The following is a 10530-nucleotide window of genomic DNA, read 5'->3' as shown; positions in this document are numbered from 1 at the left end:
CATCAAGATATCCCTTGGCTCACGCAGTCCCATTGAATACCGGGAGAGCCTTGGATTTACAACATAAACCAGTCCAAGTTTTACGCTGCATCCCCACTTCGAGCAGATATTTCCAGCCAAATTTGATCCACGTTGGCCCTACCCTGCTAGTTTTTAAAGCAGGGGGAAATTAGGAGTGATAGACGTGGCGACATTGAATGTCATCAGGCGTTGGGCACTACGGGAACAAATGTCCATCCGCGAGATTTCCAGGCGTACAGGTCTGGCTCGCAACACCGTAAAGAAGTACCTCAGCTCAGAGGAAATTGAACCTGCCTACCCAAGGCGGGTTAGCTCAAAGAAGCTGGATTCCTATGCCGAAAAGCTGACTGGTTGGCTGGAACTAGAGGCAACAAAATCTCGGAAACAGCGGCGCAATTTGAAGCAGATCTACACACTTAAACGATCAAAAGACGGTCAATGTATCGCGTAAACGTCGACGAACACTTGTTGGGCTCACGCTGTCAAATGAAGGTGGCGTGTCGATTGGGCGAGAAGAAAAGCGAAGATTGCGCGCCACTTTCCACGCTTTCAGCGAAGGACGCCTTTCCATGGAAGAGGTTGGCCGGATGCGAGGTAAATTGGCCTATGCGTATGGTGTTGATCCTCAATTCGTACTAGATCTTTGCAAAAAGTACGGATTTACGCGCATCGGTGATATTGGAATTACTTGATGTAATTTCGTTCTGTCACGATAGATGCACGCGAAACAGGAGCAAAACTGAAAGCTCAAAAAGGTGTCAGCAATGCGGACGCCTTTTTTCACTAACTGTGTCAGCAGTTTTTCACTAACCTGGCACAGTTTTCACTAATCATGTCATCCGACAACGCTAAACGTCAATATTCCCCGCGCGCAGCGCGTTGGTTTCAATGAATTCCCGGCGCGGTTCCACTTCGTCGCCCATCAGCATGGTGAACACGCGGTCGGCTTCGATCGCGTCGTCGATCTGCACCTTGAGCAGGCGGCGCACCGTGGGGTCCATGGTGGTTTCCCACAGCTGTGCGGGGTTCATTTCGCCCAAGCCCTTGTAGCGCTGGCGGCTGGTGCCGTTCTCGGCCTGTGTGATCAGCCAAGCCATGGCTTCGCGGAAGTCGGAGACTTTCTCTTCCTTCTGGCGCTCACCCTCGCCGCGCATGACGCGTGCACCTTCACTCAATAAACCCTTGAAGGTGTTGGCGGCTTCGGCCAGCGCGGCGTAGTCGGCACCATGCACAAAGTCTTGTGTCAATACGCTGCTCTTCACGTTGCCGTGGTGGCGGCGGCTGATACGCAGGATGGGCTTGTCGGTGCGGGCGTCAAATTCGCCAGCCACTTCGGCATCGGGCAGCTTGGCTTGCAGCGCGGCGGCAGAGACTTCGGCATCGGCCACCGTGTCCAGGTTTAGCGCCACACCATCGGCCACCGAGCGCAGGGCTTCGGCGTCCATGAAGTTTTTCAGGCGTGCAATGACAGCCTGAGCCACTTGGTGTTTTCGCGCCAATTCAGACAGCGTGTCGCCGTTGATGGTGGTGCCGTTGGGGCCGCCGGTAAACACGGAAGCGTTGACCAATGCAATGCGCAGCAGGAAGCTGTCCAGGTCGGTGGGGCCTTGCAGGTACAGCTCTTCCTTGCCAGCCTTGACCTTGTACAGCGGTGGCTGCGCAATGTAGATGTGGCCGCGCTCGACCAACTCGGGCATCTGGCGGTAGAAGAAGGTCAGCAGCAGCGTGCGGATGTGGGCACCGTCAACGTCGGCATCGGTCATGATGATGATGCGGTGGTAGCGCAGCTTGGCGACGTTGAAGTCGTCATTGCCAGTGGAGCCACCGGCCTTGCCGATGCCGGTGCCCAGCGCGGTGATTAGCGTCAAAATTTCGTTGCTGGTCAGCAGCTTTTCGTAGCGCGCTTTTTCGACGTTCAAGATCTTGCCGCGCAGCGGCAGGATCGCCTGGAATTTGCGGTCGCGGCCCTGCTTGGCAGAGCCACCTGCGGAGTCGCCCTCCACGATGTAGATCTCACACATCGCCGGGTCTTTTTCCTGGCAGTCGGCCAGCTTGCCGGGCAGGCCCATGCCGTCCAGCACACCCTTGCGGCGTGTCATGTCGCGGGCCTTGCGCGCGGCTTCGCGGGCGCGGGCGGCTTCGATAATTTTGCCGACGATGATCTTGGCGTCGTTGGGGCGTTCTTGCAGGTAGTCGGCCAGCAGTTTGCTGACGATGTCTTCCACCGGGCCGCGCACTTCGCTCGATACGAGTTTGTCCTTGGTCTGGCTGGAGAACTTGGGTTCGGGCACCTTGACCGACAGCACGCAGCACAGGCCTTCGCGCATGTCGTCGCCCGTCACTTCAACCTTGGCCTTTTTGGCCAGCTCGGTGTCGTCGATGTACTTGTTGATCACACGGGTCATCGCGGCGCGCAGGCCGGTCAGGTGGGTGCCACCGTCACGTTGCGGGATGTTGTTGGTGAAGCACAGCACCTGCTCATTGAAGCCGCTGTTCCACTGCATGGCCACTTCCACACCGATGTTGGTGCCCTGGTCACTCTGGCGGTCACCCATGGCGTGGAAGATGTTGGGGTTCAACACCGACTTGCCCTTGTTGATGAAGTTCACAAAGCCCTGCACGCCACCGGCGCCGGAGAAGTCGTCTTCTTTGCCGCTGCGCTCGTCTTTCAAGCGAATCTTCACACCGTTGTTCAAGAAGCTGAGTTCGCGCAGGCGCTTGCTCAGAATTTCGTAGTGGAAATCGTTGTTCTCTTTGAAGATGTCGGTGTCGGGCAAAAAGTGCACCTCGGTGCCACGTTTTTCGGTGTCACCAATCACCTTCATGGGCGAGACTTCAATGCCGTTTTGTGTCTCGACGATGCGGTTTTGCACAAAACCTTTGCTGAATTCCATCACATGTACTTTGCCGTCGCGGCGAATCGTCAGGCGCAGCATTTTGGAGAGTGCATTCACACAAGACACACCCACGCCGTGCAGACCACCGGACACTTTGTAGCTGTTCTGGTTGAACTTGCCGCCCGCATGCAATTCGGTCAGCGCGATTTCTGCAGCTGAGCGCTTGGGTTCGTGTTTGTCGTCGAGTTTGATGCCGGTGGGAATGCCGCGGCCGTTGTCCACCACGCTGATGGAGTTGTCGGAGTGGATGGTGACCAGGATGTCATCGCAATGGCCGGCCAGCGATTCGTCGATGGAGTTGTCTACGACTTCGAACACCAGGTGGTGCAGACCGGTGCCGTCCGAAGTGTCACCGATGTACATGCCGGGGCGCTTGCGCACGGCTTCCAGGCCTTCCAGGATCTGGATGGAACCTTCGCCATAGGCCTCAGTCGCACCGGCCTGGTTGGTGTCAATGGTGGGCTGGAAGTTGGAACTGTCTGTGCCGGCATCGCCCGTATGGACGAGGCCATCGTTGTTTTCGGGGCTGGGAACAGACTTGTTTTCTTCGGTCATGGCTAACTTTCTCACGATTCTTTAATGACCAAACCCCCGAAGGCCGGGGGTTTGATTGTGCGGGCAGCTACTATTTTTGTAGCATCAAATTCTCATGGGCATCACGACGTACTTGAAGGTCGCGTTGTCGGGAATGGTGATCAGCGCCGAGCTGTTGCCGTCCGATAGCTCCACTTTCACCATGTCCTGGCTCATGTTGCTCAGGGCGTCGATCAGGTAGGTGACGTTGAAACCAATCTCGATGCTGTCGCCGCCGTAGTCGATGTCCAGCTCGTCCACGGCTTCTTCCTGCTCCGCGTTGTTGGACGCCACACGCAGGCTGCCAGGGTCGATGTTCAGGCGCACGCCCTTGAACTTGTCGCTGGTCAAAATCGCGGTGCGTTGCAATGTGGCCAACAGGGCAGTGCGGCCCAGCGTGATGCCGTTCTTGTGGTTCTTGGGGATGACGCGGTTGTAGTCAGGGAACTTGCCTTCGACCAGCTTGGTCACGAATTCCATGCCATCAAAAGTGAATTTGGCCTGGTTGTTGGCAAATTGCATCTCGATCGCGCCTTCGGCGTCGGAGAGCAGGCGTTGCAGCTCGATCACGGTCTTGCGCGGCAAGATCACTTCCTGCTTGGGCACTTCCACGTCCAGCGTGGCGGAGGCAAATGCCAGGCGGTGGCCGTCGGTCGCCACCAGGCTGAGCTGCTTGCCTTCTGCGACAAACAAAATGCCGTTCAGGTAGTAGCGAATGTCGTGGACCGCCATGGCGAAGGACACCTGGCTCAGCAGGTCCTTCAGGGTCTTTTGGGGCACGCTGAAGACGGGGCCAAAGCTGGCGCTTTCTTGCACCAGCGGGAAGTCTTCGGCTTGCATGGTCTGCAGCGTGAACTTGCTCTTGCCGCCCTTGAGGATGATCTTGCTCTGGCTGGACTCCAGCGACACGGTCTGGTCACCAGGCATGGTGCGCAAGATGTCAATGAGCTTGCGTGCACCGATGGTGGTGGTGAAGTTACCGGTGTCGCCACCCAATTCGGCCGTGGTGCGGATCTGGATTTCCAGATCACTGGTGGTCAGCTGGATGGACGTGCCCGTTTTGCGGAGCAACACATTGGCCAGGATAGGCAGCGTATGGCGGCGCTCGACAATACCGGCCACGGACTGGAGAACCGATAGAACCTTGTCTTGCGTTGCCTTCAATACGATCATGTCAACCTCTTTTTGAAACTCAGCCATGGATGCCATGCCAAAAAAGCACGGCATTTACGAACAATCCCACCATTTTCACCTTTTTTCACAGTGACTCGCCGTGGGCAGGCACATGTTTTTGTATCAACCCTTCAGGGTTTGCTCCAGTACGTGGAGCTGCTGGTTCAGCTCCGTCAGCTGCTGGCGCTCTCCCCCAATTTTCCGAACCGCATGCAGTACGGTGGTGTGGTCGCGCCCGCCAAACAGCTCGCCAATCTCGGGCAGGCTCTTTTGGGTCAGTTCCTTGGCCAGGTACATGGCAATCTGGCGCGGCCGGGCAATGCTGGCGGGCCGCTTCTTGGAATACATGTCCGCGACCTTGATCTTGTAATAGTCGGCCACGGTCTTCTGGATGTTTTCCACAGAAATCTGCCGGTTCTGGATGGACAGCAGATCGCGCAGCGCTTCGCGGGCCAGCTGGATGGAGATTTCCTTCTGGTTGAAGCGCGAATAGGCCAGGATCTTGCGCAACGCGCCCTCAAGCTCGCGCACGTTGGAGCGCACGTTCTTGGCAACAAAAAACGCCACTTCTTCTGGCATTTCCGAGCCCTCGGCGCGCGCCTTGTTGATCAGAATTGCCACCCGCATTTCCAGCTCGGGCGGCTCAATGGCCACCGTCAGGCCCGAGTCAAATCGAGAGACCAAGCGCTCATGGATGTCAGTCAGGCCCTTGGGGTAGGTGTCGCTGGTCATCACAATGTGCGACTTTTTGGCCAGCAAGGCTTCAAAGGCGTTGAAGAACTCTTCTTGGGTGCGGTCTTTGTTGGCAAAGAACTGCACATCGTCAATCAGCAACAAATCCAGGGAGTGGTAACGCTCCTTGAATTCGTCAAAAGTTTTGCGCTGGTAGGCCTTAACCACATCCGAGACAAACTGTTCTGCATGGATGTAGAGAACTTTGGCCCCCTGCTTGTCTGCCAGCAGCCGGTTGCCCACCGCGTGCATCAGGTGGGTCTTACCCAAACCCACGCCGCCATAAATGAAAAGCGGGTTGTACAAATGCCCCGGCATGGTGGCCACATGCATGGCCGCAGCGCGTGCCATACGGTTGGCCGTGCCCTCCACGAGGCTCTCAAAAGTCAGCAAACTGTTGAGCCGATTTTTGGGCCCACCCGCCATGCGGTCTTCACCCACATAGGCTTCCTCGACCACCACCGCTGGCTCCGCTGTGCGAGGAGTGAAGGTTGATTTAACAGGGGCTTCTCGCGGAGTAATCGCTAACTCAACCTGAACCGATTGACCGTATAGCTTCTCCAGCAAGCCCGCGATGCGGTTGCTGTATTGCGCGCGCACCCAGTCCAGTTTGAAGCGGTTGGCGACAAAGATGGTGACCTTGGAAATGTCGTCCTGCACCTGTGCGGTGAGAGGCTTGATCCAGGTGTTGAACTGCTGCTCGGGCAACTCCTGCGCGAGCTGATCGACGCAGCTCTGCCACAGGCTCTGGCCTAGTTCGAGGCCGCTGGAGTCGGAAGAAGAGTGGGAGTGTCCCTGGGTCATTAGGTAGTCAGCTTCTGTGGATAGTTATTGTTTGCTGCGGGCTGGATTGTAATTTATCAAACCTTTATCCACATTTTTTGTGGACAAGTGAAAAGTTCCAGCGTTGCACACTGTATGCGGCCTAAGGTGTTGCCGGGATTCAGAAAATTTGCCATAATCGCGGGTTCCCCTGATTGTGTTCGGGGCGATTAGACCGACATCCGGGCCTTGCTCTCCTTGTGGAGTGGGTACGGATACCCACTGAGCCTGTTAGGAATTTCACATGAAACGCACGTACCAACCCTCCAAAATCCGCCGCGCACGTACCCACGGTTTTCTGGTTCGCATGAAGACACGCGGTGGCCGCGCCGTGATCAACGCACGTCGCGCCAAGGGCCGCAAGCGTCTGGCTGTCTAATCTGCGCGAATTCTGCAATCCAGGGCTGAACAGCTTTTGGACATTGCACATTCGCAAGGTGCTGGCAAGGCCGCAGTGCGACGTCTTCAGACGCGCGCGCAGTTCCAGGCAGCGTTGGGTGGGACTACTGTTTCCAAAACAGCCCATTTCGCGCTCCATTGCTGCCCAGTGACGCCCCCTTCTTCCGCCGTATCCCCGGATTCGGTATTCCCGGTTGCCTCCGTGTGGCTGGGGGGAATGGTGCCCAAGCGCTGGGCTAAACGTGCTGTGACCCGTAACGCCATCAAACGTCAAATCTACAGTGTTGGCGCCGAGTTCGCTCCGGCGCTGCAGGCGCGTGCGCATCTGGTGCGCCTTCGCGCTGGATTCGACCGTGCGGAGTACGTCAGCGCCACGTCGACCGCTCTCAAAAAAGCCGTTCGCCTTGAACTGCTGCAGCTGTTTACACGCATTGCTCCCCCAGTCTCGGTTCTGGTCCCATCTGCTGTTGGGTCTGCAGAGGTGTTGCCGTGATGCGGGCGCTGCTGGTGGGCGTCGTCAAGGCTTACCGCTTGCTGCTGAGCCCCTGGCTGGGTTCGGCCTGCCGGTTTGAGCCCACTTGCTCGGCCTATGCCCTGGCGTCGTTGCAGACCCATGGTGCGGCCGCGGGCTCCTATCTCACGGTGGCGCGTCTGGCGCGCTGCCACCCCTGGTGCGAGGGTGGTCATGACCCTGTGCCCGTGCAACGTCCCCGGCTTTTTGGCCGTCTGATTCCTCCTTCTTCTGAAAAGAAACCTTCATGAACGATATTCGCCGCACCATTTTGTGGGTGATCTTTGGTTTTTCCATGGTGTTGCTCTGGGACCAATGGCAAGTGCATAACGGCAAGAAGGCAACCTTCTTCCCCAGCCCGGTGCAGCAAAAGGCGGCAGTAGCGGATGGCGCCAAGCCAGTCGTACCGGTGGCTGCTGCCTCTGCAGGTACCGCCGCACCCGTGGCACCTGCAGCAGAGCCCGGGACACCCAAGGAGCGGTTTGAGGTGAGCACCGATGTGCTCAAGCTGACCCTGGATACCGAAGGTGGCACGTTGGTGCGTTCCGAGTTGCTGAAGTACGCGGAAACGGGTGACAAGTCCAAAAACATCGTGTTGCTGGATGACAGCAAGGACCGTGTGTACCGCGCCCAGACCGGCGTGGTGGCAAGTGAAGCTGGCGGTGCATTCCCCACGCACAAAACGGTGATGTCGGTGTCCGGTCCGCGCGTGCTGGCCGAAGGCGAAAACGAAATCTCGATCAAGTTCACTTCGCCCGATGTGGGTGGCATCAAGCTGGTTAAGACCTACACCCTGCGCCGCGGTGCCTATGACATTGCTGTGAAGCATGAGTTGGTGAATACTTCCAGCGTGGCCATTTCGCCCCAGCTCTACCTGCAGCTGGAGCGCGACGGCACCAGCCCTCCCGGCGGTTCATCGTTCTATTCCACCTTCACCGGTCCCGCGGTCTATACCGAAGCCAAGAAATTTCAGAAGGTGGATTTCTCGGACATCAAAAAGGACAAGGCCGACTTTGAAAAGACCAGCAGCAATGGCTATATCGCCATGGTGCAGCATTACTTTGCCAGCGCCTGGCTGTTGCCCGATGGTGTGAAGCGCAATCTGTCCATGACGCCCGTGACGTTGGACTCTCCCGTGGCCGACTGCTGCTACCGTGTGGTGATGGTTTCTCCGGTTGAGTCGATTGCGCCCGGCGCCAGCAAGACCGTGGACGCGAAGCTCTTCGTGGGCCCGCTGGAAGAAAAAATGCTGGAGTCGCTGGCTCCCGGCATGGAGTTGCTCAAGGACTATGGCCGTCTGACCATTCTGGCCAAGCCGCTGTACTGGTTGCTGGACAAGCTGCACAGCTTCATCCAGAACTGGGGCTGGTCCATCGTGGCGCTGGTGCTGTTGCTCAAGATCGCGTTTTACTGGCTCAACGCCAAGGCCTACTCCAGCATGGCCAAGATGAAGGCGATCAACCCCAAGATCATGGAAATGCGCGAGCGTCTGAAGGACAGCCCGCAGCAAATGCAGCAGGAAATGATGAAGATTTACCGGGAAGAAAAGGTCAACCCGCTGGGTGGTTGCTTCCCCATCGTGGTCCAGATCCCGGTGTTCATTGCGCTCTACACCGTGTTGCTGTCCACCATCGAAATGCGCGACGCACCCTGGATTTTCTGGATCCATGACCTGTCGTCCAAAGACCCGATGTACATCCTGCCGGTCCTGATGACCATGACCACCTTGCTGCAGACTGCGCTGAACCCCGCGCCACCAGACCCCATGCAAGCCAAGATGATGTGGATCATGCCGCTGGCCTTCAGCGTGATGTTCTTTGCCTTCCCGGCTGGGTTGGTGCTGTACTGGATCACCAACAACATCTTGTCTATCGCGCAGCAGTGGATCATCAACACCCGCATGGGTGTGCCGCCACAGTTCAACCTGCCCAAGTTCAAGTAACCCCGCAAGGGCCGCACTCAGCGGCCCTTCTTCATGGAGCCTGCGATGCTTCCCCGTCACAACGATCCGATACTGGCCATTGCCACCGCCCCAGGGCGTGGCTCGGTCGGGATCGTGCGTGTCAGCGGTAAGAATCTCGTAGCATTCATCGCGGCCTTGTTGGGGCGTGATCTCAAGCCGCGTGAAGCGACCTACCTGCCTTTTAACGACGCCGAAGGCCAGCCAATTGACCAAGGTCTGGCGCTGTTCTTCCCCAACCCGCACTCGTTCACCGGCGAAGACGTGCTGGAACTGCAAGCCCACGGAGGTCCAGTGGTGTTGCAGCTGCTGCTGGCACGTTGCCTCGAAGTCGCCGCACAGGTTTTGCCTGGCTTGCGTTTGGCAGAGCCCGGTGAGTTTTCGGAGCGGGCGTTCCTGAACAACAAGCTTGATCTGGCGCAGGCCGAGGCGATTGCTGACCTGATCGACGCCAGCACCGAGGCCGCGGCGCGCAGTGCCACCCAGTCGTTGTCGGGGGCTTTTTCCAAAGAAGTCGCCACGCTGCGCGATGCGCTGATCCACCTGCGCATGCTGGTCGAGGCGACGCTGGATTTTCCCGAAGAAGAGATCGACTTCCTGCAAAAGGCCGATGCCCTGGGGCAACTGCAGCGTTTGCAGGCAGCCTTGCAGCAGGTGCTGCAACGGGCCTCGCAGGGTGCACTGCTGCGCGAGGGCATCCAGGTGGTGATTGCCGGGCAGCCCAATGCGGGCAAGTCGTCGCTGCTCAATGCGCTGGCGGGGGCGGAGCTGGCCATCGTCACCCCGATAGCCGGGACCACCCGAGACAAGGTACAAGAAACTATCCAGATCGAGGGCGTGCCCATCCACATCGTGGACACCGCCGGTTTGCGCGCCAGTGACGACACGGTGGAGAAAATGGGCATTGAACGCGCCTGGCAGGCCATAGAGGGTGCCGATGCGGTGTTGTTCTTACACGATCTCACGCGCAGTAGCGCTATCGAATATATAGCTGCTGACGCAGAGATTGCGGGGGCTTTGGCCCAAAAACTTGCCAAAAATATTCCCGTCATCGATATCTGGAACAAGGCGGACGCGGTGACCACAGGCGAATTGCAGGACGGTGTGGTGCTGTCGGCCAAAACCGGACAGGGTTTGGAGGCCTTGCGCCGCCGCCTGCTAGACGCCGCAGGCTGGCAGCCGCCTGCCGGCGGCATGTTCATCGCGCGACAACGCCACCTGCATGCCTTGCAGCAGGTAGACCTGCATTTGGTGGAGGCATGGACCCACCTGAGCGCAGGTGCCGGGACGCTGGACTTGCTGGCCGAAGAGCTGCGCTTGGGCCAAAACGCCTTGAATACCATCACTGGCGAATTCAGTTCTGACGACTTGCTGGGCGTGATCTTTTCCAAGTTTTGTATTGGCAAATAGCTGCACTACACTCGGCAAGTCGTCGAATCCGA

8 protein-coding genes and 1 pseudogene are annotated in these 10530 nt (G+C 57.9%); 6 read left to right on the top strand and 3 right to left on the bottom strand.

The features are described from left to right. Positions 1 to 175: 175 nt before the first annotated feature. A pseudogene (locus J2X15_RS13250) lies at positions 176 to 433 on the top strand (IS21 family transposase); the annotation flags it as partial. 436 nt (positions 434 to 869) lie between these two features. Here the strand turns inward: J2X15_RS13250 and gyrB are convergent. The 3 genes from gyrB to dnaA all read right to left on the bottom strand — a co-directional run bounded on the left by gyrB (position 870) and on the right by dnaA (position 6200). Beyond that, positions 870 to 3473 (bottom strand): DNA topoisomerase (ATP-hydrolyzing) subunit B, encoded by a 2604-nt coding sequence (gyrB, locus tag J2X15_RS13245; protein WP_310343591.1) that lies wholly within the window; start codon positions 3471 to 3473, stop codon positions 870 to 872. A gap of 84 nt (positions 3474 to 3557) precedes the next feature. Continuing rightward, positions 3558 to 4664: a DNA polymerase III subunit beta gene (gene dnaN / locus J2X15_RS13240; RefSeq protein ID WP_310343590.1), complete on the bottom strand. Its 1107-nt coding sequence runs from the start codon at positions 4662 to 4664 to the stop codon at positions 3558 to 3560. Positions 4665 to 4787: 123 nt separating this feature from the next. Then, on the bottom strand, positions 4788 to 6200 hold the full coding sequence (dnaA, locus tag J2X15_RS13235; protein ID WP_310343588.1) for a chromosomal replication initiator protein DnaA: 1413 nt from the start codon (positions 6198 to 6200) through the stop codon (positions 4788 to 4790). Between the two features lie 262 nt (positions 6201 to 6462). Between dnaA and rpmH the strand changes: the two genes are divergently transcribed. From rpmH to mnmE, 5 genes are all read left to right on the top strand, one after another. Next, positions 6463 to 6597, top strand: coding sequence for a 50S ribosomal protein L34 (gene rpmH / locus J2X15_RS13230; RefSeq protein ID WP_006299042.1), 135 nt, complete (start codon positions 6463 to 6465; stop codon positions 6595 to 6597). Between the two features lie 75 nt (positions 6598 to 6672). Then, on the top strand, positions 6673 to 7110 hold the full coding sequence (locus tag J2X15_RS13225; RefSeq protein ID WP_310343610.1) for a ribonuclease P protein component: 438 nt from the start codon (positions 6673 to 6675) through the stop codon (positions 7108 to 7110). Further along, positions 7107 to 7379 (top strand): membrane protein insertion efficiency factor YidD, encoded by a 273-nt coding sequence (gene yidD, locus J2X15_RS13220; RefSeq protein ID WP_310343586.1) that lies wholly within the window; start codon positions 7107 to 7109, stop codon positions 7377 to 7379. The genes J2X15_RS13225 and yidD overlap by 4 nt, the downstream gene beginning before the upstream one ends. Then, positions 7376 to 9070, top strand: a complete 1695-nt coding sequence (yidC, locus tag J2X15_RS13215) for a membrane protein insertase YidC (protein WP_310343585.1) — start codon at positions 7376 to 7378, stop codon at positions 9068 to 9070. Before yidD ends, yidC begins: the two co-directional genes overlap by 4 nt. A gap of 45 nt (positions 9071 to 9115) precedes the next feature. Beyond that, positions 9116 to 10498, top strand: coding sequence for a tRNA uridine-5-carboxymethylaminomethyl(34) synthesis GTPase MnmE (gene mnmE, locus J2X15_RS13210; protein WP_310343583.1), 1383 nt, complete (start codon positions 9116 to 9118; stop codon positions 10496 to 10498). Positions 10499 to 10530: the final 32 nt, after the last annotated feature.

This window comes from Rhodoferax saidenbachensis (genome assembly GCF_031457975.1).
Taxonomy (GTDB): Bacteria; Pseudomonadota; Gammaproteobacteria; order Burkholderiales; family Burkholderiaceae_C; genus Allorhodoferax; species Allorhodoferax saidenbachensis_A.
Note: the sequence above shows the minus strand (reverse complement) of the source record. Positions and strands in the feature narration are given on the sequence as shown.

Coding starts and splice junctions, on each gene's coding strand:
- gyrB (WP_310343591.1), bottom strand. CDS start 3,473: ATGACCGAAGAAAACAAGTCTGTTCCCAGCCCCGAAAACAACGATGGC.
- dnaN (WP_310343590.1), bottom strand. CDS start 4,664: ATGATCGTATTGAAGGCAACGCAAGACAAGGTTCTATCGGTTCTCCAG.
- dnaA (WP_310343588.1), bottom strand. CDS start 6,200: ATGACCCAGGGACACTCCCACTCTTCTTCCGACTCCAGCGGCCTCGAA.
- rpmH (WP_006299042.1), top strand. CDS start 6,463: ATGAAACGCACGTACCAACCCTCCAAAATCCGCCGCGCACGTACCCAC.
- yidC (WP_310343585.1), top strand. CDS start 7,376: ATGAACGATATTCGCCGCACCATTTTGTGGGTGATCTTTGGTTTTTCC.
- mnmE (WP_310343583.1), top strand. CDS start 9,116: ATGCTTCCCCGTCACAACGATCCGATACTGGCCATTGCCACCGCCCCA.